The organism is Sphingomonas faeni, assembly GCF_030817315.1.
Classification (GTDB): domain Bacteria; phylum Pseudomonadota; class Alphaproteobacteria; order Sphingomonadales; family Sphingomonadaceae; genus Sphingomonas; species Sphingomonas faeni_C.
In genome coordinates this window covers 2,254,928-2,278,020 of record NZ_JAUSZF010000001.1, presented here as the reverse complement: position 1 = coordinate 2,278,020, position 23,093 = coordinate 2,254,928, and the positions used below count along the sequence as shown (strand labels likewise).

The following is a 23,093-nucleotide window of genomic DNA, read 5'->3' as shown; positions in this document are numbered from 1 at the left end:
CCAGTCTGGATCCCCGCCTTCGCGGGGAAACATGCTTCTTTGGTTCGAGAGGAGCGGAGGATTAGGGCGGTTAAACCCGGCTTACTTCTTGATCAGCCCGATCTCGACCAGCCGCTCGTACAGGTAATCATGCGCAGTGATCGGGGTCGGATAGCGGTTCGCGTTGTCCGGCGTGATCGTGCCGGGCAGCGTCTCGATCAGGAAATCGGGTGCCGGGTGGAGGAAGAACGGCATCGAATAGCGCGAGTGGCCGCGGCGTTCGGGGGGCGGGTTGACGACGCGGTGCGTGGTCGAGGGCAGCAATTTGTTGGTCAGGCGCTGGAGCATGTCGCCGACGTTTACGACCATCGCACCTTCGGGCGGCTTGATCGACAGCCAGCGGCCGTTGGCGCGGTCGAGCAGTTCGAGGCCGGCCTCCTCGGCGCCGAGCAGCAGCGTGATGAGGTTGATGTCCTCATGCGCGCCGGCGCGGACGCCCTCTGCATCGGCGGGGATCGGCGGGTAATGCAGCAAACGAAGGATGCTGTTGCCGTCCTTCACCGCCGGATCGAACCAGTCGGGCTTGAGCTTCAGGTGGCGCGCGATCGCGGACAGGAGCTTGTCGCCGGCACGGTCAAATGCGGCGAAGAGTTCGAGGAAGACCGGCTTGAAACCCTCGGGGCGGGTCGGCCAGACGTTCGGCGCCATCGTGTCCGCATAGCGATGACCCTCGGGGAGTTCGCGGCCGACGTGCCAGAATTCCTTGAGGTCGACGACCTTCGCGTCTTTGGCGATCTCGGTCTTGAACGGCGTGTAGCCGCGCGCGCCACCGCCGCCGGGGATGTGATAGCCGCGCTTCTCGTCTTCGGGGAGGTCGAACAGGAGCTTCGTCTCGGCCCAGGCGCGCTCGATCAGGTCGGCGGGGATGCCGTGATCGGCGACGATCGCAAAGCCGTATCGCTCGAACGATTCGCCGAACGCGGCGGCGAAACCATCGGGGTCGGTGTCCTGCGTGGCGAGGCTGAGCGTCGGGACCTGGGCGGCGGGGGTGTCGAGCATGGGGTTCGTGTCCGGATTTGGGGACTGCTGATATAGGGGATCGGCGATGCCGTGCCAAATGCTTGGGTTAGGGTGAGTTGAGATTTACGTATCCCTCTCATCCCCCTTACGCCTTACCCGCTGATGACGATCGTCCCGGTCGCTTGGTCCTTGCCATCCGGAGCCAGTTCGAGGCGGAAGGGTTTGTTTTCGTCGGTCGTGCCGATCAGGTTCGCCCCCTCGGGATGCACCTGATAGCCGACCTTTCCGAGCCGTTGTGCAAACCAGTCGCGCACGACTAGCGGCGTCGCAGGGCTGGCGAAGGCCACGCGGAGACCGCCGCTCTTGTCGTTGCCGACGATGTTGAGAGTCTTGATCGTCGAACCCGGGTAGAGCCGCACGCCGTTGAGATCGAAGTTGCTCGTGTCGATCTTGATCTTCGGCAGCTTCACCGAGCCTTGAAAGCCGGGGACGTCGATCTTCATCTCTCCGGTCTCGCCGTTGATTGCGCCGAGCACATTGCCGCCATCGGCGTTGATCGAGACCGACGCGCCTTCGTTAGAGCGGTCGCACGCGGACATTGCGAGCGCGCCGACGAGACCGACGGTGGTGAGCAGGAGCGGGCGGATCATGGCTATCTCCGAAGTGTGTTGTTCTGGCAATACAGATAGGAGGCATCAGCGCATCGTGCAATCATCGCGGAACCGCGCCGGTTAGCGGGTTCCGTGCGATCGCCCGAGCGGGTAAAGGCGCACGCATCATGCAGACCCAGGATCCCCAATCCGACGCGCTGGCGATGCGTGGCGCGCCGATCGGTTTCGTCGAATTCGTCGCGCTCGTCGCCTCGCTGATGTCGCTCACTGCGCTCGGTATCGATTCGATGCTCCCCGCGCTGCCGGCGATCGGCGACTCGCTTGGCGTCGCGTCGGAGAACGGTCGGCAGTTCGTGGTGACCGCGTTCGTGATCGGCTTCGGCGTCGCGCAGCTCGTCCATGGGCCACTCGCGGATCGTTTCGGGCGGCGGACGGTGCTGTTGTGGTCGCTGGTTCTGTACATCATCGCGAACGTCGCGTGCGCGACCGCGGGCAGCTTCACGCTGCTGCTGGCCGCGCGGGCATTTGGCGGGGCGGTCATTGCCGCGGCGCGGGTCGCGACGATCGCCTTGGTCCGTGATTGCTATCATGGGCGGGCTATGGCGCGGGTCATGTCGATTGCGTTCATGGTGTTCATGATCGTTCCCATTCTCGCGCCGACGTTCGGATGGACGGTGCTGCAGTTCGGCGACTGGCGGGCGATCTTCTGGACGGTCGCGGTGCTGACACTGGGCGTGCTGATCTGGTTCTACCTGCGGATGCCGGAGACGCTGGCGGCCGAGAACGTCCTGCCGATCACACCGGGGCGGATCCTCGGCGACTGGCGCCAGACGCTCGGCGACCGCAATTCGCTTGGCTATACACTCGCCTCGACCGCGTTGCTGGGATCGTTGTACGGCTATCTCAATTCGATCCAGCAGATCATGGCGGACGTGTTCCACAAGCCGTCGCTGCTCGCGCTGATCTTCGCGACGACGTCGGTGACGATGGCAATCTGCAATCTCCTCAACTCGCGGATCGTGATGCGGCTGGGCACCCGCCTGATCAGCCATGGTGCTCTGTCGCTGATGATCCTGGTCTCGCTCGTCCATTTGTTCGCGATCGAGATAGGCTTCGAGACTTTGGTCAGTTTCGCGGTTTTCCAGGCGCTGACGCTGGGCTGTTTCGGGCTGGCGACGTCGAACTTCTCGGCGATGGCGATGGAGAATATGGGGCGGATCGCCGGCACCGCGTCGAGCGTGCAGGGGTTCCTGAGCGTCACCGTCGGCGCAGTGTTCGGCGCGCTGATCGGGCAGGCGTTCGACGGCACCACCGTGCCGCTGGTCGGCGGGTTCCTGATCGCGGGGCTCGCCGCGCTCGTTTCCATCCTGGTCACCGAGCGGGGTCGCCTGTTCCGGCCGGCGTCACCCGCACCCACGCGCGCTTGAAGGAACCACCGCGCACGTCCACCGTTCGCATCCGGTAGGCCCGCAACGTGCGGGCGTCCTGGAACGAGGGAGTGTGACCATGGGCGGACATCAGGTGCCGAGTGCCGGTTCGGGCGACGACGGCTATGACGAAGAAGGCTATGACGAGAGCCAACGCGCCGAGATCCTCGAGGCCACGCGCAACGGGCCGAGCGACGGCATCATCCTGACCGACCTCGAACCCGACCTGGGCGAAGACGACACCGACGACGAGTCGATCGACGAGACCGGGATGGACTCCGAAGAAGTCGGCGAGACGGATTCGTCGGTCACGATGGACGAAGCCGACATGGACGAGGACGACGTCCAGGACGAACTCGACGACGACACCATCGACGACGACGAAGACCTGAAGGACGCCGACGACGTCGCGCTGAAGCCCTGAACGATCCGCGACGCGCCCGTGATGGGCGCGTCGCTCCTAGCCTGCACGTTTCCCGACGGTGCGTTACAGGGCTCTTCGTAGGTCGCCCACAGGATCTCCGCTGCCCGGAACCGAGCCGCCCGGCGGCTGCGGAAAAGGCGGGAAAACTCCATTCATGCTGCACCGCACACAGCAGATCACCAGCATCTAAGCAGATGGCTCCCAAATCCGAGCGAACTGCTTTTTGCCGCTTTTCCGCTGTATTCCTGCCTAGTCTGCCCCAGCGCTGCCATGCTTCGTTCATGTAAATGACAGGAACCGTTGCTGTAACGCAACACAGCCGAACAGTTCCCCGAATGTGACATTTTTTGTGCAACCATGTGCCCGCCGGCCTGTTTCGACTTGCCTGGACCAACCGACGCACCGTGCAGTCGGGGATCCACGCAACACACGGTATAAGGTCAAACTCATGCGTAAGCTTTCCCTGGCAATCGCCCTCGCCGCCGCAACGGTCGCAGTTCCCGCCTTCGCGCAGGACATGTCGGCACCGGCACCCGTCGACAACAGCGCACAGCCCGGCGAAGCAGCAGCTCCCGACGGCTCGAAGGCATTCGGCATCGAGCCGTACTTCGGCGTGATGGGCGGCTGGGAGCAGTTCGACAACGAGCGCGGCCACGGCATCCCGCAGGCGCTGAACGCTGACGGTTCGACCCGTCGCGGCTACAAGCCATCGGGCTCGCTGGTCCAGGGCGTGCTCGGCGTGAACGTGCCGCTTGGCCCGGTCTTCGTCGGCGCAGAAGGCAACGTGATCAAGGGCATCGAAGGCAACATCGACTGGGAATACGGCGCAGCAGGCCGTTTCGGCTTCCGCGCTGGCGACAGCGGCCTGATCTACGGCAAGGTCGGCTACCAGTGGGTCAACTTCGACAAGTTCTCGGCACGGTCGACCAACGGTGGCAACACCAACCGTGACTACAGCGCGATCACCTACGGCATCGGCGCAGAAGTCGGTCCGCAGAGCATCGGCCTGAAGGGCATCACCGGCAACGCAGGCTTCCGCATCCGCGCCGAGGTCAACACTTTCGGCGACGCGCAGAGCTTCCGTCCGATGCTCGGCATCATCACGCACTTCTAAGCCTGTGCCTCGCAAGAGGTTCAAGCTGGACGCGTAACGGGGGCGGGGAGTGGCTAGGGCCATTTCCCGCCCTTCGTGTGTCTAGCGTTTCCAGTGGGTTGGTGAGTGAAGTATAGGAAGTATAGACGCTGGCGTGATGATCGCGGGAGGGGGCGCAGGGCGCACGAAGGGCGGGGGGTGGCAGCACTTTCCCGCCCTTTGTGCGTCCGGCGGCTGCGGGCGTCGGCGAGTGAAGTATAGGAAGTATAGACGCTCGCGTGGTGATCGCGGGAGGGCTCGTAGCGCGCACGAAGGCCGGGGGGTGGCAGCACTTTCCGCCCTTCGTGTGTCTGGCGTTTCCAGTGGGTTGGTGAGTGAAGTATAGGAAGTATAGACGCTGGCGTGGTGATCGCGAGAGGGCGCAGGGCGTCCGAAAGGGCGGGGAGTGGCAGCACTTTCCCGCGCTTCGTGCGTCCGGCGGCTGCGGGCGTCGGGAGTGAAGTATAGGAAGTATAGACGCTCGCACGATGATCGCGGGAGGGCGCAGGCCGGTAGGATCGCGGGGGTGTGTGCTCGTCGCGCTGGGGTGGGGTGAGGGCTGGCACGCGTCGAACTGGGCATGGCGGCCCCGTGTAGGACAGCGAAAACTGGCGCGTTTGCGGGACGGGTGCATTGCCGGTCCGATTCCTCCGAGACGGGACAGGTGCGATGTTCACGATGCGTTCGCCTCGTTTCCGACTCCGCTCGCCGCAAGTCGGGGTTGCGGTGAGGTGACTTCCGCGCGCGCGCGCGCGTAGGCGCGGGCGATGATGGAGTATGTGTTTGATTTCATGCGGTTGCTGGGCGGCAATCGCGCTGGCGCCACGCGTGGGCGCGGGAGTGCCGGACGCGCGGGTGCCGGGCGCGGCGCTAAGCCGGGAGTCCTGCTGCAACTCCGCCTGGTGTTCTACGGCGTGCTGCTCGGGTTGATGTTTCCGGTGATCCGCCAGATCGACTGGTCCCCGTTGCTGCCGCCGGGGTTGAAAGTCGAATGGCCGACCGGGTTCGGCATCGCCTGGCCCGCCGGGCATCTGCGCGTGCCGGGTGGCTGGGGTTGGGGTGGAGACGTGGCCAAGGCGGGGGCGGCGTCCGATGCGGCCGCCGCCGGAACTGCGAGGAATGGCGGTGCCGCCACGAGCGGGGTCACCACAGGGACCTTGGCCACCGCAGCGGGTGTTGCCAGCGCGGCGTCCACCGCCGCTGCCGCCGCATCCGCGCTATCGGGTGGCAAGTCGGTTTCGGCGCGCTTCACGATCTGCGGTCGTGCCAAGCGGATTAACTGCATGGTCGATGGCGACACCTTCTGGATGGCCGGCACCAAGATCCGCATCGCCGACATCGACACCCCGGAAACCCACCCGCCTCGCTGCGCGCGCGAGGCGCGGCTGGGGCGGGCGGCGACGGTGAAGATGCAAGGGATGCTGAACGCCGGTCCGTTCAAGCTGGTCCCGATCAAGCGTGACGTCGATCGCTACGGTCGGAAACTCCGCATCGTCGAGAGGGGCGGGGTGTCATTGGGCGCAGTGCTGGTCAGGCAGGGCCTCGCGCGGAAATATGGCGGGGGCAAGCGCTCGCCTTGGTGTTAGCGGGCATGAGTTGTCGCTGGTCGTGATCGCCATCGAGGTGTATCCCTCAACGATGGCCCGCGAGGATGCCCTGTTCGATACGAGCGATCCCGCTGCGGAGGCCGAGGCCGATGCGCGGGCTGACATGGCCATGCGCAACGGTCGGTTGATCAATCACGACGCGGTCAAACGCTGGCTATCGTCGTGGGGTTCGACCGGACCTTTACCCCGACCGCGGGTTGCAAGCTAACTTTTCACCTTACTTGCCGAAAGTCTTGGAGCGCCGTTAATCTCGATAACTTTTGGCGCATTTCCTGTTGCAGCTATTTGCTTGTCTCTAGCCGCAGTTAGACTTTGCATCTTTTTGCCCATCGAGCCGACGTTTATTACGAGATAGCGGCTGTCGAAGGACTTCTCTGCCGCATTATAAATATCTAACTGTTTTGTATATCCGGTAACTAATTGACCGTTTTTTGAAAGTTTGATTTCAACTAAAATACGGCCATCTAGTGAGTTGGAAAACTTAAAATCAACAGGGCCCCTGCCTGTTTCCGCCTCTGGCGTGATGTCCAGATTATTTGCCTCGCAATATGACAGTGCAACCATATAAAACAGTCTTTGAGCCGCCTTCTCTAAGCGAGGCGTGCCATCGTCTGTGTATAAATCTTTCCACAGATCTCGATCTTCAACTAAATGGCGGAACTGTTCTATAATCTTATCAACAACGTCCAGTGCTGAATTGTGATCTAGCTTTTTAGGCCTTGCAATAGAAAAGGGGTAGTCTCGGATCACCCGATCGTACAGATCTCTCCACACCAATTCGCCAAGTTTATCGCCAGCAAAGTCGTAAGCTTTTCCGTCCATGCCGTGGATCAGATCTAGCAGATCCGCAAAAGAACCTGAACTAGACAACGCCCAAGTCTTTAATTGGCCCTTGCTTTCTAAGCTCTTCCGAGACCATAGCGAGGCTACTGAACCATTCAGGCTATCGCGGAACGCTTTGTTTTCTTCGCTAACTGCCTGAACGCCACGCCAATCGATTGCTACTGGTAGCGCTCGTAGAATGTCGAGCGGCAGAAGTATGATTGGAACGTCATGGCCGTTCGCGGTCGGGTTTTGTGCAAATGATGCTGAGAACGCTGCGCCGCTTTTAAGCGTAATGGAGTAGGATTTCGTGGCGACGGAAAGCTCTCCGTATACCCTCTGATTAAATGCTATTATATTTTTGAAGCATACGTTGGTGAACATGTCGCCAATCAGATCAGGGCCGAAGTCTTCTTCAAACAAGCCCATGGCCATGAACAGATCAGGATCGTCGATGCCGAGCTTGGCAATCTGGTGGCCGGTAATCATTATCTGGTTGGTCATTTTGGGACCAGCTCCTGATCCCGATATTGAGTTGGCGCCATATCCCAAGCAGGTTCCGGGAATCTCCGGAAATAAGAGCATCCTGTAAGCGGACCTCCATGCAATGTGGGCTTTATCACCGTTGCTATGCAGAAGTAGGCGCCGAACTTTTTCGAAGTGTTCGTCGAATATGACTTTCGCGTGTTGCATTTCGGGGTGGCTGCTCGTCTCAAGCAGCATGGGATCTGGGAAAAGCAGCGTATCTACATTTAGGCTGGGGTCAAAAACCCCAGCCTTCGTCATTAATGCCGGTGGGACATTAAAATGACGACTAAATAAATGCGGTTTAACGCTGCTTTTCTTCACTCAGCCGCGACCGAATCGCTGAACATGTCCCGGACCTCGCTCAAGTCCACGTTCGCAGCAGGCCCCTTCTTCGCGGTCTGGCGCTTGTCGAACGAGTCCCAGACGTCGTTCCACTGGCCCTTGGTTGCGGCCTTCGAATACTCCGTTGCGCGCTGTTCGAAGAAGTTGGCGTGCTCGACGCCGTTGAGCATCGGGGCGAGCCAGGGCAGCGGGTGCTCGTCGATCATGTAGATCGGCTTCAGGCCGAGTTGGGTCATGCGCCAGTCGGCGATGAAGCGGATGTACTTCTTGATTTCCTTGGGGGTCATGCCGTTGACCGGGCCCATCTCGAAGGCGAGGTCGATGAAATTGTCCTCGAGGCGGATCGTCGTCTGGCAGACGTCGGCGATGTCGTCCTTGACCGCCTTGGTCAGGCACTGGCGCTCCTGACAGAAGGTGTGGAACATCTTGATGATGCCCTCGCAGTGGAGGCTTTCGTCGCGGATCGACCAGGTGACGATCTGGCCCATGCCCTTCATCTTGTTGAAGCGCGGGAAGTTCATCAGCATCGCGAACGAGGCGAACAGCTGGACGCCCTCGGTGAAGCCGCCGAACATGGCGAGCGTGCGGGCGATGTCCTCGTCGTTGTCGACGGTGAACTTCTGCATGTAATCATGCTTTTCCTTCATCTCGGCATATTCGAGGAAGGCGCCGTACTCGCTCTCGGGCATGCCGATGGTGTCGAGCAGATGGCTGTAGGCGGCGATGTGGACCGTCTCCATGTTGCTGAACGAGGTCAGCATCATCTTGATCTCGGTCGGCTTGAACACGCGGCCGTACTTTTCGTGGTAGCAATCCTGCACCTCGACGTCGGCCTGCGTGAAGAAGCGGAAGATCTGCGTGAGCAGGTTGCGCTCGTGATCGCTGAGCTTCTGCGCCCAATCGCGGCAATCCTCACCCAGGGGCACTTCCTCGGGAAGCCAGTGGAGCTGCTGCTGGCGCTTCCAGAACTCGAACGCCCAGGGGTATTCGAACGGCTTGTACTGCTTGGAGGCGTGAAGGAGGGACATGGGGTAAGCCTTTCGGGGAATGGGTTTTATATCGGAAAACTGGGGAAATCAGGAGGGCGGCGTCATTCGGTGCTCCACTGCCACATCGCGGCGGCGGACATGGCGAGGACGATCGCGCCCGAGGTGAGCATGATGCCGATCATGCGGAACGCGTAGGTCTGTTGCTCGGTGACGCTCGGGCTGCGCAGACGGAGCAGCATCGCGGTGCCGACGATTCCGAGCACGCCCGCGACCACGAACATGATAGCTGAACCATATGTCATGCGGCGAACTCGCATGACATGCGTTGAGATGCCGAGCCCCGTATCGGGGAACCCACCACAGGAGAACGACCATGGTCGATGCAACCCAGATCCAGGAACATGCCGAAGTCATCGGCGCGGACGGCGTCCATGTCGGCACTGTCGACAAGGTCGAAGGCAACCGCATCAAGCTGACCAAGAAGGACTCGGGCCCGCAGGTCGTCGAGGGCAAGGGCCGCCATGAAGGGCATCATCACTTCATCTCGCTCGGGCTGGTTGCGGATATCGAGGACGGCAAGGTCCGCCTGTCCGCCAACGCCGACGTGGCGGTGACGTTCGAAGAAGAGGCCTGAACTCTTAGCGGCGCGTGTCGTACGCGCCGCCGAGACTGCCCGAGCCCCGGTCCGCTTCATGCGGGCCGGGGTTTTTTGCGTCAGGCGCCCCCCGGTCCGTGTTTCACGGGCCGGGGTCACCTTTGGCAGCCGAGGCGCCTTACTGGCAGGCAAGGCACTCATCGTAATCCTTCGACTCGACGTCGATCTGGCGCAGGTCGATCGTGTTGTCCGCCTCGACACCACCGGCGAACCCTGCACGCTGGACCGACTTCGAGCGGAGGTAATAGAGCGACTTGATGCCGAGCTCCCACGCGCGGAAGTGGAGCATCAGCAGGTCCCACTTCTCGACGTCCGCCGGGATGAACAGGTTCAGCGACTGCGCCTGGTCGATGTACGGCGTGCGATCCGCCGCCAGCTCGAGCAGCCAGCGCTGGTCGATCTCGAACGACGTCTTGTAGCAGTCCTTTTCCTCGACCGAGAGGAAGTCGAGATGCTGGACCGAACCACCCTGTTCGAGGATCGAGTTCCAGACCGCGTCCGAGTTCTTCGACTTCTCGCTCAGCATCTTTTCGAGATACGGGTTCTTGATCGAGAAGCTGCCCGAGAGCGTCTTGTGCGTGTAGATGTTCGCGGGGATCGGCTCGATGCACGCGCTGGTGCCGCCGCAGATGATCGAGATCGATGCGGTGGGGGCGATCGCCATCTTGCAGCTGAAACGCTCCATCGCGCCGACGTCGGCGGCATCGGGGCAGGGGCCGCGCTCGATCGCGAGCTGCATCGAGGCTTCGTTCGCCTGGCTGCTGATGTGCTTGAACATGCGGAGATTCCACGACTTCGCCATCGCGCCCTCGAACGGGATGCCGCGCGCCTGGAGGAACGAGTGGAAGCCCATCACGCCGAGCCCGACCGACCGCTCGCGGCCCGCGCTGTAGGCGGCGCGTTCCATGCCGGGTTCGTGGCGGTCGATATAGTCCTGCAGGACGTTGTCGAGGAAGCGCATGACGTCCTCGATCAGGCCCTTCTCGTCCTTCCACTGATCCCACGTCTCGAGGTTCAGCGACGACAGGCAGCATACCGCGGTACGCTCGTTGCCGAGGTGATCCTTGCCGGTCGGCAGCGTGATCTCGGAGCACAGGTTCGAAGTCGAGACCTTGAGGCCGAGTTCGCGGTGATGCTTGGGCATCGCCTTGTTCACGTGATCGGCGAAGACGATGTACGGCTCGCCGGTCTGGAGACGAGTCTCGACGAGCTTCTGGAACAGCGAGCGCGCGTCGACGGTGGCGCGGATCGCCTGATCCTTCGGCGAACGCAGGTGCCATTCGTCGCCGTTGCGGACGGCTTCCATGAAGTCGTCGGTGATCAGCACGCCATGGTGGAGGTTGAGCGCCTTGCGGTTGAAATCGCCCGAGGGTTTGCGGATTTCGAGGAATTCCTCGATCTCGGGGTGCGAGACGTCGAGGTACACGGCGGCCGAGCCACGGCGCAGCGAGCCCTGCGAGATCGCGAGCGTCAGCGAATCCATGACGCGGACGAACGGGATGATGCCGCTGGTCTTGCCGTTGAGGCCGACCGGCTCGCCGATGCCGCGGACGTTGCCCCAATAGGTGCCGATGCCGCCGCCGCGCGAGGCGAGCCAGACATTCTCGTTCCAGGTGTCGACGATGCCGCCGAGGCTGTCGGGGACCGAGTTGAGGTAGCACGAGATCGGCAGGCCGCGCCCGGTGCCGCCGTTCGAGAGAACGGGGGTGGCGGGCATGAACCAGAGCTTCGAGATCGCGTCGTAGAGGCGCTGTGCGTGGCCGGCGTCGTCGGCGTAGGCGGAGGCGACACGGACGAACAGGTCCTGATAGCTTTCGCCCGGGAGCAGGTAGCGATCCTTGAGCGTGTCCTTGCCGAATTCGGTGAGGAGCGCGTCGCGGCTGTGATCGACCTCGACCGGGTAGATCTGCGCGCGCACGGAGTGGCTGTCCTGCGCCTGGCGCGGCGCCTTGGGAGCCTCGGCTTCAGGCGTGGCAGTGGTTTGTTCGATCGTGTCTGTGGTCATGTCGCTATCCCGGCTGCTGTCTCTGAAATCCATCGAAACCGCTCCTAGTGTTCTGTATTCGTTCGAATCGGCGTCATGTCGCCATGCTACCATCGGACGGCCCCTAACGGGAGAACAAAAAGTGACCATCGCGGCGGTGGAAGGCGCGCTTACGGTCATATCGCATATGGCTATGCGAGGGTTGTTCTACCAGCGATTGGGTCCGCCCCCGAACGCAACCCCAAGAGATTGTGCCAAAGCGCCAAGAGACGCAAGGGGGTTGGGGGTGCGATCGGGGCTCGGTTCGTCGCGTTCACGTGCGGGTTGGACGAGCGGGATATTCGCGACGCGTGGAGTTCTGCGGGGTTCGCGAAGCGCAAGGGGGCGAAGGGGGAACGAAAAATTATTTAAGGGCGGGAAGTGGCAAATGTTGCTTTGTGGGAGGGGTACGAGGGGGGCTCGATTTTTTGTTAGGTGCCGTACCTTTCAGTTCTCCCGCGGAGGCGGGGGCCTAAGAGTCACGAACGTCGTCCTGCTTGATTCCTGGGCCCCCGCCTTCGCGGGGGAACGGGATGGGGGGGTCTTTCTCTTTCAAAACGAGAGCACCGGCCCACCCTCGCCAAAGTTCACCACCCCGCCGAAGTCCCACCACCCCGGCGGAGGCCGGGGCCCAGTTGGGGGACATTGCTAACCGAGCGCGGCGTGTTGTTACTGCGACCTCTCCAACTGGGCCCCGGCCTTCGCCGGGGTGGTGGTGGTGATTGGGTGGGGGTGTTCTGCCTCAGCCCCCAATCATCGTCCGGATCTGCGTTGCGAGCGCTTCCATCGCGAACGGTTTGGTGATCATCGACATCCCCGGTTCGAGGAAGCCCGATGCCAGCGCGGCGTTTTCGGCGTATCCCGTCATGAACAGGACGCGGAGGTCGGGGCGGAGTGCGCGGCCGGCGTCGGCGACTTGGCGGCCGTTCAATCCGGGGAGGCCGATGTCGGTGACGAGCAGGTCGATACGGTCCATCGTCTGCAGCTTGTCGAGCCCGGCGGGACCGTCATGCGCCTCGACCGCCTGATAGCCGAGTTCGCCCAGCACCTCGACGATCAGCGACCGGACCACCACGTCGTCCTCGACCACCAGCACGATCTCGCCCGCGTCGGTGACGTGCTCCTGGGTCAGGCCTGGAAGCGCCTCGTCCTGTTCCGCCACGCCGTAGTGGCGCGGCAGATACAGCTTGATCGTCGTACCCTGGCCGACCTCGCTATAGATCCTCGCATAGCCTTCGGACTGGCGCGCGAAGCCGTAGACCATCGACAGGCCAAGCCCGGTGCCCTGGCCGAGCGGCTTGGTCGTGAAGAACGGCTCGAACGCCTTGGCGATGGTATCGGCGGACATGCCCGTGCCGGTGTCGGACACGCAGACGCAGACGTAATGGCCGGGCCGGACATCGCGCTGGCTGGCGGCGAAATGGTCGTCGAGTTGTGCGTTTCGGGTCTCGATGGTCAGCGTGCCGCCGTGCGGCATCGCGTCGCGCGCGTTGATGGCGAGGTTCAGCAGCGAATTCTCGAGCTGGTTGGGATCGCACAGCGTCGTCCAGAGCCCCGTCCCGAGCACCATCTCGAGTTCGATCTGCTCGCCGGTCGTGCGACGGATCAGGTCCTCCAGCGATGCGACCAGCGGATTGACCTTCACCGGGCGCGGATCGAGCGGCTGGCGGCGCGAGAAGGCGAGCAGCCGGTGGGTGAGTGCCGCGGCGCGATTGGCGGCGGCCGTAGCGCCTGAGATGAAGCGATCGAGTTCGCCAACCCGCCCTTGCGCGACGCGGCGCTGGACGATCTCCAGGCTGCCGGTGATGCCTTGCAGCAGATTGTTGAAATCGTGCGCGATGCCGCCGGTGAGCTGTCCGACCGCTTCCATCTTCTGCGCCTGGCGGAGCGCCTCCTGCGCCTCGACCAGTTCCTGGGTCCGATCGCGGACGCGCTGTTCGAGGTCGGCGTTGAGCGATTGCAGGTCGCGTTCGAGCATCTTGCGATCGGTGACGTCCGCGCCCTCGACGAAGATGCCGACGACTGCGCCGTTCGCGTCGCGGATCGGCTGGTAGACGAAATCTAGATAGCGATCATCGACCGAACCGCCCGGTGCGGCCTGTACCGCGTAAAGCATGCCGGACGCGGTAAACGGCTCTCCGGTCGCGTAGACATGGTCGAGCAATTCGAGAAACCCTTGTTCGACCGCGTCGGGCAACGCCTCTGCGACGGTGCGGCCGAGTACCTCGCGGTGGCCGACGAGCTTGCTGTAGCCGGGGTTGGCCAGCTCGAACCGGTGCTCGGGCCCGCGCAGCATCGCCATGAAGGTCGGCGCCTGCGCGAACATCTGGCCCATCCGCTCGCGTTCGTCGCGCAATGCGCGCTCCGCCACGACCCGTTCGGTGCTTTCGTAGGTCGAGCAGAACATGCCCGCGACCGCGCCGCTCTCGTCCCGCACCGGCGAGTAGGAGAAGGTGAACCACGCCTGCTCGTCATAGCCCTTGCGATTGGTGACGAGAGGCAGGTTCTCGAAGAACGAGGCTTCCCCCGCCAACGCCTTGTCGACCAGCGGGCTGATGTCCGCCCACACGTCGCCCCAGATGTCGTTGAACCGTCGGCCCAGCGCATGCGGATGCTTGTCGTGCAGCAGGCGCGCATAGTGATCGTTGTAAAGGAAGCCCAACTCCGGCCCCCAGGCGGCGAACATCGCGAATTCCGACGCGAGCATCAGCGATACGATCGAGCGAAGCGATTGCGGCCATTGCTCGATCGGCCCCAGCGGCGAGGCCGACCAGTCATGCGCGCGGATCATCGCGGCCATCTCGCCGCCGCCGGTCAGGAAATCGGCCTCGGCCGTCTGTGTCGTCATCTCAAGATCCTGCCGGGTCGCACGCCGGTTCGAATTCCACGTCCGTGGTCGGTGGACACGGGGTCGGTCGATACGAGGTCGGTCGATACGAGGTCGGTCGATACGAGGTCGGTGGATACGGGGTGGGGCCGCGCGTTACCATCGGTGCGCGCGGCGGGTCGGCGGGTCATCGGCACAGTTCGTCGGCCAATCGCGTCAGGCTGTCGACGCCGAACTCCCAATCCTGAGCGGCATCCGCATCGGGCGCGGGGCGGCCGCCATATTCGTGCGGGCGATCGACATAGGCGGTCTGGAGACCGGCAGCGCGGGCGGCGGCAAGGTCGCTATGGTGCGCGGCGACGAGGCAGAGCTCGGACGGTTCGATCGCCAGCATCCGCGCGGTGGCGAGGTACGCTTCGGGGAGTGGCTTGTAGACACGGCTGACTTCGGCCCCGAGGATCGCGTCCCAGGGGAGGCCGGCGCGGCGTACCATCTCCAGCATCAGCGCGATGTTGCCGTTGCTCAACGTGACGATCGGGTAGCGGGTCTTGAGGCGGGTGAGACCTTCGACCGAGTCGGGCCAGGGTTCGAGCCGGTGCCAGGCGTGCGTCAGATCGGTTAGCGTCGCCCCATCGAGCGCAGCGGGGTCGATGTTGTGGTGGCGGAGCAGGTCTTCGAGCGCCTCGCGGTGAAGCGTGTCGAGGATCACGAACGGACGCCGGCCGCTCCGCACCTCCTCCAGCGCAGGCTGATAGCGTTTGCGCCAGCCGTCGGCGAACGCGTGCGGGTCGATATCGGTGCGGCCGAGGCGGGCGAGGATCGGGGCGGCATCGCGTGCGATCCCCGAGCGCCAGTCGACCACGGTGCCGAACACGTCGAAGGCGAGGGCTTTGATCGGGGGGCGGTGTACCATGCGGGAAAGACGGTGGGGGGCGGCGGTTGGTTCCCGGGAGCGGGGGGCTTCTGGGTCTTTGTGGAGGCTGGCGGTGAGCGGGGGTTCGGCATTTTATTTACCACCCCGGCGGAGGCCGGGGCCCGATTGGGAAACGTAGATTGGCGAACGCCGTCCTTTGTTACGGCGACCTTTCCAATTGGGCCCCGGCCTTCGCCGGGGTGGTGGGAACTTCCGTTTTCCTCCGAAGGCGGGAGGCCAGGAGTTTCGGACGGTGGCGCTGCTCGGTCTTGGGCCCCGCCTTCGCGGGGGAACCAGGAGCGGACGTCGGCGACGCTTCAGTCCGTTTCCGCTCTTGGTGCGCCGCTCATCGTCACTGGGCGCGGACCGCCTGCCGTAGCCTCGAGCGTCGAATCGCCACCCAGCACCCGGTACAGAGCGACGCGATTGCTGGCCCCGACGAGTTGTGTCGCGACGAGATTGCGCTGCGCGGTGTAGAGCGAGCGCTGCGCATCGAGCGAGGTGAGGAAGGTGTCGATCCCGCCGCGGTAGCGCGCGTCCGACAGGCGGTAGGTGTCGAGGGCCGCCTCGGAGAAGTTTTGGTTCGCCCGGAGCTGCTCGGCGATCGTGCCCTGGCGGGCCAGCGCGTCGGCGGTTTCCTGGAACGCGGTCTGGATCGTGCGCTCGTAGGTCGCGAGCGCGGCATCGCGTTGCGCCTGCGAATAGGCGACCCCGGCGATCCCGGCTCCCGCACGGAAGATCGGGTAGCTGACCGACGGCGCGACCGAATAGTTGAACGCGCCGCCGCTGAACAGCGAGGTCAGCGACGTGCTGGCGAACCCGAGGATACCGGTCAGCGAGATGCGGGGGAACAGTTCCGCACGCGCCGCGCCGATCTCGGCGTTGGTGGCGCGGAGCTGGTACTCCGACTCGACGACGTCCGGACGCCGCAGCAGGATGCTGCTATCGAGTCCGGCCGGCAGCGTTGCGACGGTCGGGAATGCCTGCTCGATCGAGGCGGGCAACAGGCTGGCGTCGACCGGCGCGCCGACGAGCAATTGCAGCGCGTTGACGTCCTGCGCGAGCGCGGTGCGCTGTTGCGCGAGGTCGGACTGCGCGGTGAACAGGATCTGCTGCGCCTGGCGAAGATCGGTGCGCGGAGCGACGCCGCCGCGCAGCCGTGCGTTGGTCAGCGTGACGCTGCGCTGCGAACTGGCGACGGTGTCCTGCGCGATCTTGAGCAGGCTCTGGTCCGACGCGTAGGTGAGCCACGCATCGGCGATGTCGCCGACGAGCGTCAGGCGGGTGGCCCGCGCGGCGGCTTCGGTCGCGAAATAGCGATCGAGCGCGGCGCTGGTGAGCGAACGGATGCGGCCGAACAGGTCGAGCTCGAACGCCGTGGTGCCGAGGTCGACCGAGAAGGCGCTGTTCGAGCTCGACGAACTGACTACCGAGCCGGTGCCGGTGCCGGTGCCCGTCCCGGTGCCGACGCCGGTGCCCGTACCGACGCCGCCCGTGCCGGTACCGGTTCCGGTTCCGGTGTTACCGGTGCCCGTATTGCCGCCCGTTCCGCCGCTCGTAACCGTGTTGCGGGTGCCGTTGCCGCCGCCCGAATAGCTGTAGCGACCGCTGGCATCGACCTGCGGCAACAGGTCGGCGCGCTGGATGCGGTATTGCGCGCGGGTCGCTGCGATGTTGGCGGCGGCGACGCGGAGATCGCGGTTGTTCGCCAGCGCCTGGACGATGATCTGCTGGAGCCGGGGATCGCGGAAGACGTCGCGGTAGGTGATCGCGGGCAGCGTCGCCTCGGACTGGCGAAGGTACGCATCGCCGACCGGAAGGGCCGGCGGCACCGGGAGTTCGGTCCGCGCGTATTTGGGCGCGAGCGAGCAACCGGCGAGCGCGGTTGACGCGGCGAGGATCAGGACTAGCGAGCGCATCATGCGGGCTCCGGCCGGCGAGGGCCCTGTGGTTCGGGCGGGCCCAGATGTTCGTTGTTGTCTCCGTCATGACCGTGGTCGTCGTCATGGCCTTGGAAGCCGGTCGGGCGCCCACGCAGCTTGGCGATGCCGTCGCGCGCGCCGCGGCGGACGAGGACGAAGAACAGGGGGATGTAGAAGATCGCGAGGATCGTCGCGGTCAGCATGCCGCCGACCACCGCGGTGCCGATCGCGATGCGGCTGTTGGCACCCGCACCGGTCGACAGCGCAAGCGGCAACACGCCGAGGATGAACGCGAACGAGGTCATCAGGATCGGGCGCAGACGAATCTTCGCGGCGGACATTGCCGCCTCGATGACGCGCTTGCCCTTCTTCTCCTCCTGCTCGGCGAATTCGATCATCAGGATCGCGTTCTTCGCCGCCAGCCCCATCGTCGTGAGCAGGCCGATCTGAAGATAGACGTCGTTGATGAGGCCACGCAGCGTCACCGCGAGGATCGCTCCGACGAGGCCGAGCGGAATGACGAGCAGCACCGCGATCGGGATCGTCCAGCTCTCGTAGAGCGCGGCTAGGCACAGGAAGACGACGAGCAGCGACAGGCCGTAGAGCAAGGGGGCCTGACCCGAGGACAGGCGTTCCTGATACGACAACCCGGCCCACGCGATCGAGGTGCCCGGGATCTGGCCGGCGAGTTCGGCGATCCTGGTCATCGCGTCGCCCGAGCTGACGCCCGGCGCGCCGGCTCCCTGGATCTCGTAGGACGAGATGCCGTTGAAGCGCGAGAGCGTCGTCGGCGCCTGGCCCCAGCTGGTCTTGGCGAAGGACGAGAACGGCGCCATCTGGCCGTTCGACCCGCGGACGAACCATTGGCTGAGATCGGACGGCTGCGCACGGAACTGCGCATCGCCCTGGACGAACACGCGCTTCACGCGACCGCGGTCGATGAAGTCGTTCACATATTGCCCGCCCCAAGCGGTCGACAGCGTCGAGTTCACGTTGGCCTGCGTCAGCCCCAGCGCGGACAGCTTCTGCTGGTCGGCATCGACGCGCAGGGTTGCGACGTCGGGCAGTTCGGTAAGGCGGATCGCGGTGAGCGACGAGTCGGCGCGGGCGAGCGCGAGCAACTTGTCGCGCGCGGCGTTGAATTGGACCTGCGAGAGGCTGCCGCTGTTCTGCAGCTCCATCGTGAAGCCGTTCGACGAACCAAGGCCGCGGATCGCGGGGGGGACGAGCGAATAGACCTGCGCGTCGCGGAAGCCGGCAAACGCCTGAGAAGCGCGACCGGTGATCGCGTCGGCGGTGTTTTCCTTGCCCTTGCGGTCCTCCCAGGGTGCGAACGAGATGAAGCCCTGGCCGGTGTTCTGGCCGCTTGCGCCACCGCCGCCGCCGCCGCTGACGGTGAACATCGTCCCGACGTTCGCCTTCTCGTTGGTCAGGTAATATTGCTCGATCCGCTTTTGCAGCGCGAAGGTGCGGCCTTGCGTGGCGCCGGCGGGAAGCTGGAACTGAACGATGCCGGTGCCCTGATCCTCGGTCGGCAGGAAGCCCGTCGGAAGGCGCAGGAACAGCACCGCCAGCAAGGCCACGGTTCCCGCGTAGATCAGCAGGAACAGCCATTTCCGGTTGATTACCGATTGCACGCCACGGGTGTATTTCTGCGTGCCCTTCTCGAACGCCGAATTGAACTTGTCGCCGGCGCGCGTGAAGACATGCGCGACCTTCGGGAATTTGCGTTCGCCCCAGCTCTTCTCGTTGTTGCCCTCCGCGTCCTTCTTCTTCTGCTTGAGCAGGGTCGCGGTGAGCGCGGGGCTGAGGATCAGCGCGACGAGCACCGACAGCACCATCGCCGAAACCATCGTCAGCGAGAACTGGCGGTAGATCACGCCGGTCGAGCCGCCGAAGAACGCCATCGGCAGGAACACCGCCGACAGCACGAGCGCGATCGCGACCAGTGCGACGGTGATCTCGTTCATCGACTCGATCGTCGCCTCCCGAGGCGTCATCTCGGGATTCTCTTCCATCAGGCGCTCGACATTCTCGACCACGACGATCGCGTCGTCGACGAGCAGGCCGATCGCGAGCACGAGCCCGAACAGCGTGAGCGTGTTGATCGAGAATCCGGCGAGATAGAAGATGCCGAACGTGCCGAGCAGCACGACCGGCACGGCGATCGTCGGGATGAGCGTCGCGCGCCAGCTTTGCAGGAACACGAACATCACGATGACGACGAGGATGACCGCCTCGATCAGCGTCTCGACGACCTCGTCGATCGACAGCTTGATAAAGTTCGTCGTGTCGTTGGCGTAGGCGTATTTCAGGCCGGGCGGGAAGCTCTTTGCCGCGTCGGCGACATAGGCCTTGACCAGCTCGGCGGTCTTGAGCGCGTCGGCGCCGGGCGCGAGCAGCACCGCGATGCCGGCACCAGGATGCGCGTTGATGCGGCTGCGTGCGTTGTAGTTCTCGGCGCCCAGCTCGATCCGAGCGACGTCACGCAGCTTCACGGTGGCGCCGTCGTTGGTGGTCTTCAGGATGATGTTGGCGAACTGCTCGGGCGTCTGGAGACGCGACTGCGCGGTGACGGTCGCGTTGAGCATCTGCGTGTCGGGCTGGGGCTGGCCGCCGAGTTCGCCGGCGGCGACCTCGGTGTTCTGCGCCTGGATCGCGGTCGTCACGTCGCTCGGGATCAGCTGGAAGCTCGCCAGCTTGTTCGGGTTCAGCCAGATCCGCATCGCGTACTGCGCGCCGAACACGTTGCTGTCGCCGATGCCGGGAATGCGGCCGAGCGGATCCTGCAGGTTCGAAACGAGATAGTCGGACACGTCCTGGTTGGTCAGCTTGTCGGTCTCGTCATAGACGCCGACGATCAGGAGGTTGTCCGGGTTCGACTTGCGGACGACGAGGCCTTGTTGCTGGACCTGTTGTGGCAGGCGCGAGATCGTCTGCTGGACCTGGTTCTGGACCTGGACCTGCGCGATGTCGGGATCGGTGCCCTTTTCGAACGTCACGGTGATCGACACCGAGCCGCGCGACGACGAGGACGAGCTGAAATAGATCAGCCCGTCGATCCCGGTCAGCGATTGCTCGACGACCTGCGTGACGCTGTTCTGAATCGTCTGTGCGTTGGCGCCGGGGAAGCTGGCGCGGATCGAGACCTGCGGCGGCGCGACGTCGGGATATTGCGCGATCGGCAGCGCCATGATCGCACCGATGCCGCCGAGCATCACGATGATCGCGAGCACCCAGGCGAAGATCGGGCGATCGATGAAGACACGGGATAACATAAGGGCTTAGCCGGCCTTTTTCTGGCTGGACTGGCCGCCTGAGGAATCACCCTTGGGCGCTTCGATCTTTTGCTCGGTGTTTTCCGGCACCGGCTTCACGCCCTGGTTCGGGGCGATCTTCGACAGCCCCTGCGTGATGATCCGGTCGCCGGGGTTGAGCCCGCTGGTGACCACCCAGAACGCGCCCTGCGTGCGGTCAGCCTTGATATTCTTCTGCACCGCCTTGTTGTTCGCATCGACGACATAGACCGTCGCGTTGCCCTTGGCATCACGCGAGACGCCCGCCTGCGGCACGAGGAACGCGCGCTGGTTGATCGCCTGCGCGAACTTGGCCTGGACGAACATGCCGGGGAGCAGAAGCCCCTGCGGATTGGGGAAGCGCGCGCGCAGCGTCACGGTGCCGGTCTGGGTGTTGACGAGCGCCTCGGCGAACTGGACGGTGCCGGTCGCGCCATATTCGCTGCCGTCTTCCAGCGTCAGGTGAACCTGGGCCTCGGTCGGGACGATGCCGTTCTGACCGAGCGACCGGCGTAGCGCGAGCAGGTCGCCGGACGATTGCTGGATATCGACGAACATCGGATCGAGTCGCTGGATCTGCGCGAGCGGATCGGTCTGCGTCGCCGAGACGAGCGCGCCGACGGTGAACAGCGAACGGCCGATGCGGCCGGTGATCGGCGCGGGGACGGTCGTGAACTTCAGGTTGATCTGCGCGGTCTCCAGCGCGGCGCGGGTCTGCGCGACCGAGGCGGTAGCCTGGCGCGAGGTCGCGACCGCGTTGGTGTAATCCTGTTTGCTGATCGCCTCCATGTCGGCGAGCGGCTTGTAGCGCTCGGCGAGGATGGTCTGCGCCTGCTGGTTGGCGCGCGCGCTCTGGAGGTTGGCCTGCGCTTCGTTGGCGGCGGCGCGATAGAGGCGCGGGTCGATCTCGTAAAGCGGCTGGCCCTTCTTGACGAGCGTGCCCTCGGTGAAGAAGCGGCGGCGGATGATGCCGGTGACCTGGGGCCGGACGTCCGAGCTTTCGAATGCGGTGGTGCGGCCGCTGAGTTCGGTGGTCATCGCGACGCTGGTCGGCTGGACGACGACATAGCCGACGGTGGGCGTGCCCTGGCCGGGCTGGCCGCCGCGACCGGCCTTGCCTTGTGCCTTATCGTCGCCGCCGCCGGAACAGGCTGCGAGCGCCAGTGCGGGCACCAGCAGGACGGCGCACCGCCGTGCAGAGAATCGTGTGGCTATCAAGTTTGGTATCCGCTCGCGATCGGTGGGGGCAGCTGTTGGTCGGGCTAAACCACGAGGATGTACCAGAAGTGTGTCAGTTGAAAAGCGGGGGTGAGAAATAGGGTAGAAAGAGTAACCTGGTTTGTTTGTGCGAGGGGTGGTTCGTGGGGCTTCCGGCAATCTGCATGAGATTTTTTCCTTGCGAAGGCGGGGGGCGAGACTGGGCTCCCGCCTTCGCGAGAGAACAAGGAAGGGATGCGCTCCCGCAATTAGAAGCGCAGCCCGTGGCCCGCGGCCACCGCCACCCCGGCGGAGGCCGGGGCCCAGTTGGGCGACGTTGCTAATGGAACGCGGTCCGTCGTTACTGTGACCTTTCCAACTGGGCCCCGGCCTTCGCCGGGGTGCTGGCGGTGGCATGGTGATGGTGGTGTGGCGGTGTGGCGGTGTGGCGTTGGCGGGGCTCGGACGGACTTTCGCGCACGCCGTCATCCTGACGAAAGTCAGGATCCAGAGTTGCGAGGGGATCGTTTGTGGCTCTGGGTCCTGACTTTCGTCATGATGACGGATGGTACGTCGAGGTGACGGATGGTTCGTCAGGATGACGGGTGGTTCGTGCGGATGGCGGATGGTTCGTCAGGGTAACGGGTGATTCGTCAGGATGACGGACGGGCTTTTTGGGGCGGCTGCGATGATCGACGATGACAAGAAGGCGGCGGCAGTCGCTGCCGTGCAAGAGGTTCGGGCCGGGATGCTCGTCGGCCTTGGCACCGGTTCGACCGCTGCGTTTGCGATCCGGGCGCTTGGTGAGCGGGTCGCTGATGGCTTGGCGATCCGGGCGGTGGTGACGTCTGACGCCAGCGGCAAACTCGCGCGCGAAGTCGGGATCGATGTCCTCGACTTCGCCGACATCGCCGCGGTCGACCTGACGATCGACGGTGCGGACGAGATCGACTCGCGGTGCTTCGCGATCAAGGGCGCGGGCGGGGCGATGTTGCGGGAGAAGATCGTCGCCGCGTCCTCGGCACGGATGATCGTGATCGCGGATGGGTCGAAGCAGGTCGAACGGATCGGCGCGGTCAAGCTGCCGGTCGAGGTGCTGCCGTTCGCGTTGGCCTATGTGATGCGCGTGCTGACCGACATGGGTGCGGCGCCGGTCATCCGCGACAACTACCGGACGGATCAGGGCAATCTCGTCGTCGACTGCCACTTCGCCACGCTTGAAGACCCCCGCGCAACCGCCGCCACGCTGTCGGCGATCCCTGGTATTCTCGGCCACGGGCTGTTCCTCGACGAGGTCGACGCAGCATATATTGCAACGAATGGCGTTGTTACGCGACTGGAACGGGTGGGTGCATCCGACTAAAGGCGTCCTATGTTGG

The 23,093-nt window shown here is 64.2% G+C and carries 18 protein-coding genes; 7 read left to right on the top strand and 11 right to left on the bottom strand.

From position 1 onward, the window contains the following. Positions 1 to 81 precede the first annotated feature (81 nt). The gene (locus QFZ54_RS10530; protein WP_307086953.1) at positions 82 to 1,038 is read right to left on the bottom strand and encodes an isopenicillin N synthase family dioxygenase; all 957 of its coding nucleotides are present in this window, start codon (positions 1,036 to 1,038) and stop codon (positions 82 to 84) included. A gap of 113 nt (positions 1,039 to 1,151) precedes the next feature. After that, the gene (locus QFZ54_RS10525) at positions 1,152 to 1,649 is read right to left on the bottom strand and encodes a hypothetical protein (protein ID WP_307086952.1); all 498 of its coding nucleotides are present in this window, start codon (positions 1,647 to 1,649) and stop codon (positions 1,152 to 1,154) included. A 128-nt stretch (positions 1,650 to 1,777) separates the two neighbouring features. Between QFZ54_RS10525 and QFZ54_RS10520 the strand changes: the two genes are divergently transcribed. The 5 genes from QFZ54_RS10520 to QFZ54_RS10500 all read left to right on the top strand — a co-directional run bounded on the left by QFZ54_RS10520 (position 1,778) and on the right by QFZ54_RS10500 (position 6,408). Beyond that, positions 1,778 to 3,037, top strand: a complete 1,260-nt coding sequence (locus QFZ54_RS10520) for a multidrug effflux MFS transporter (protein ID WP_307086951.1) — start codon at positions 1,778 to 1,780, stop codon at positions 3,035 to 3,037. A gap of 79 nt (positions 3,038 to 3,116) precedes the next feature. After that, positions 3,117 to 3,461: a DNA primase gene (locus tag QFZ54_RS10515; protein WP_307086950.1), complete on the top strand. Its 345-nt coding sequence runs from the start codon at positions 3,117 to 3,119 to the stop codon at positions 3,459 to 3,461. 448 nt (positions 3,462 to 3,909) lie between these two features. Further along, a complete protein-coding gene (locus QFZ54_RS10510) occupies positions 3,910 to 4,575 on the top strand; it encodes an outer membrane protein (protein WP_307086949.1) in 666 nt (221 codons plus the stop codon). A 785-nt stretch (positions 4,576 to 5,360) separates the two neighbouring features. Beyond that, positions 5,361 to 6,179: a thermonuclease family protein gene (locus QFZ54_RS10505; RefSeq protein WP_307086948.1), complete on the top strand. Its 819-nt coding sequence runs from the start codon at positions 5,361 to 5,363 to the stop codon at positions 6,177 to 6,179. A gap of 10 nt (positions 6,180 to 6,189) precedes the next feature. Continuing rightward, entirely contained in the window at positions 6,190 to 6,408 is a 219-nt protein-coding gene (locus QFZ54_RS10500; RefSeq protein WP_307086947.1) for a hypothetical protein, read from the top strand. Here QFZ54_RS10500 and QFZ54_RS10495 read toward each other — a convergent pair. From QFZ54_RS10495 to QFZ54_RS10485, 3 genes are all read right to left on the bottom strand, one after another. Continuing rightward, complete coding sequence (locus QFZ54_RS10495) at positions 6,405 to 7,871, bottom strand: hypothetical protein (RefSeq protein WP_307086946.1); 1,467 nt, start codon at positions 7,869 to 7,871, stop codon at positions 6,405 to 6,407. The genes QFZ54_RS10500 and QFZ54_RS10495 overlap by 4 nt on opposite strands. After that, positions 7,868 to 8,920 carry a ribonucleotide-diphosphate reductase subunit beta gene (locus QFZ54_RS10490; protein ID WP_187502158.1) on the bottom strand — a complete coding sequence of 351 codons (1,053 nt, stop codon included), beginning with the start codon at positions 8,918 to 8,920 and terminating at the stop codon, positions 7,868 to 7,870. The genes QFZ54_RS10495 and QFZ54_RS10490 overlap by 4 nt, the downstream gene beginning before the upstream one ends. 62 nt (positions 8,921 to 8,982) lie before the next feature. Further along, positions 8,983 to 9,183 (bottom strand): hypothetical protein, encoded by a 201-nt coding sequence (locus tag QFZ54_RS10485; protein ID WP_307086945.1) that lies wholly within the window; start codon positions 9,181 to 9,183, stop codon positions 8,983 to 8,985. Between the two features lie 71 nt (positions 9,184 to 9,254). Between QFZ54_RS10485 and QFZ54_RS10480 the strand changes: the two genes are divergently transcribed. Beyond that, complete coding sequence (locus tag QFZ54_RS10480) at positions 9,255 to 9,515, top strand: DUF2171 domain-containing protein (RefSeq protein WP_307086944.1); 261 nt, start codon at positions 9,255 to 9,257, stop codon at positions 9,513 to 9,515. A gap of 139 nt (positions 9,516 to 9,654) precedes the next feature. On the opposite strand, the gene QFZ54_RS10475 is transcribed toward QFZ54_RS10480, so the two are convergent. The 6 genes from QFZ54_RS10475 to QFZ54_RS10450 all read right to left on the bottom strand — a co-directional run bounded on the left by QFZ54_RS10475 (position 9,655) and on the right by QFZ54_RS10450 (position 21,732). Further along, positions 9,655 to 11,541, bottom strand: a complete 1,887-nt coding sequence (locus QFZ54_RS10475) for a ribonucleoside-diphosphate reductase subunit alpha (protein ID WP_373458502.1) — start codon at positions 11,539 to 11,541, stop codon at positions 9,655 to 9,657. 760 nt (positions 11,542 to 12,301) lie between these two features. Continuing rightward, on the bottom strand, positions 12,302 to 14,407 hold the full coding sequence (locus QFZ54_RS10470) for a hybrid sensor histidine kinase/response regulator (RefSeq protein ID WP_307086942.1): 2,106 nt from the start codon (positions 14,405 to 14,407) through the stop codon (positions 12,302 to 12,304). Between the two features lie 166 nt (positions 14,408 to 14,573). Further along, positions 14,574 to 15,299, bottom strand: a complete 726-nt coding sequence (locus QFZ54_RS10465; RefSeq protein WP_307086941.1) for a haloacid dehalogenase type II — start codon at positions 15,297 to 15,299, stop codon at positions 14,574 to 14,576. Positions 15,300 to 15,616: 317 nt separating this feature from the next. After that, complete coding sequence (locus tag QFZ54_RS10460) at positions 15,617 to 17,221, bottom strand: efflux transporter outer membrane subunit (protein ID WP_307086940.1); 1,605 nt, start codon at positions 17,219 to 17,221, stop codon at positions 15,617 to 15,619. Continuing rightward, on the bottom strand, positions 17,218 to 20,499 hold the full coding sequence (locus QFZ54_RS10455; RefSeq protein WP_307086939.1) for a multidrug efflux RND transporter permease subunit: 3,282 nt from the start codon (positions 20,497 to 20,499) through the stop codon (positions 17,218 to 17,220). The genes QFZ54_RS10460 and QFZ54_RS10455 overlap by 4 nt, the downstream gene beginning before the upstream one ends. A 6-nt stretch (positions 20,500 to 20,505) precedes the next feature. Further along, complete coding sequence (locus QFZ54_RS10450) at positions 20,506 to 21,732, bottom strand: efflux RND transporter periplasmic adaptor subunit (protein ID WP_307089384.1); 1,227 nt, start codon at positions 21,730 to 21,732, stop codon at positions 20,506 to 20,508. Between the two features lie 670 nt (positions 21,733 to 22,402). Here QFZ54_RS10450 and rpiA point away from each other — a divergent pair. Continuing rightward, the gene (gene rpiA / locus QFZ54_RS10445) at positions 22,403 to 23,077 is read left to right on the top strand and encodes a ribose-5-phosphate isomerase RpiA (protein WP_307086938.1); all 675 of its coding nucleotides are present in this window, start codon (positions 22,403 to 22,405) and stop codon (positions 23,075 to 23,077) included. The last annotated feature ends 16 nt before the right edge of the window (positions 23,078 to 23,093 follow it).

What these genes read in the sequence shown, in the direction of transcription:
- QFZ54_RS10530 (WP_307086953.1), bottom strand. Translation starts at nt 1,038, where the DNA reads ATGCTCGACACCCCCGCCGCCCAGGTCCCGACGCTCAGCCTCGCCACG.
- QFZ54_RS10525 (WP_307086952.1), bottom strand. Translation starts at nt 1,649, where the DNA reads ATGATCCGCCCGCTCCTGCTCACCACCGTCGGTCTCGTCGGCGCGCTC.
- QFZ54_RS10520 (WP_307086951.1), top strand. Translation starts at nt 1,778, where the DNA reads ATGCAGACCCAGGATCCCCAATCCGACGCGCTGGCGATGCGTGGCGCG.
- QFZ54_RS10515 (WP_307086950.1), top strand. Translation starts at nt 3,117, where the DNA reads ATGGGCGGACATCAGGTGCCGAGTGCCGGTTCGGGCGACGACGGCTAT.
- QFZ54_RS10510 (WP_307086949.1), top strand. Translation starts at nt 3,910, where the DNA reads ATGCGTAAGCTTTCCCTGGCAATCGCCCTCGCCGCCGCAACGGTCGCA.
- QFZ54_RS10505 (WP_307086948.1), top strand. Translation starts at nt 5,361, where the DNA reads ATGATGGAGTATGTGTTTGATTTCATGCGGTTGCTGGGCGGCAATCGC.
- QFZ54_RS10490 (WP_187502158.1), bottom strand. Translation starts at nt 8,920, where the DNA reads ATGTCCCTCCTTCACGCCTCCAAGCAGTACAAGCCGTTCGAATACCCC.
- QFZ54_RS10485 (WP_307086945.1), bottom strand. Translation starts at nt 9,183, where the DNA reads ATGACATATGGTTCAGCTATCATGTTCGTGGTCGCGGGCGTGCTCGGA.
- QFZ54_RS10480 (WP_307086944.1), top strand. Translation starts at nt 9,255, where the DNA reads ATGGTCGATGCAACCCAGATCCAGGAACATGCCGAAGTCATCGGCGCG.
- QFZ54_RS10475 (WP_373458502.1), bottom strand. Translation starts at nt 11,541, where the DNA reads ATGACCACAGACACGATCGAACAAACCACTGCCACGCCTGAAGCCGAG.
- QFZ54_RS10470 (WP_307086942.1), bottom strand. Translation starts at nt 14,407, where the DNA reads ATGACGACACAGACGGCCGAGGCCGATTTCCTGACCGGCGGCGGCGAG.
- QFZ54_RS10465 (WP_307086941.1), bottom strand. Translation starts at nt 15,299, where the DNA reads ATGGTACACCGCCCCCCGATCAAAGCCCTCGCCTTCGACGTGTTCGGC.
- QFZ54_RS10460 (WP_307086940.1), bottom strand. Translation starts at nt 17,221, where the DNA reads ATGATGCGCTCGCTAGTCCTGATCCTCGCCGCGTCAACCGCGCTCGCC.
- QFZ54_RS10455 (WP_307086939.1), bottom strand. Translation starts at nt 20,499, where the DNA reads ATGTTATCCCGTGTCTTCATCGATCGCCCGATCTTCGCCTGGGTGCTC.
- rpiA (WP_307086938.1), top strand. Translation starts at nt 22,403, where the DNA reads ATGATCGACGATGACAAGAAGGCGGCGGCAGTCGCTGCCGTGCAAGAG.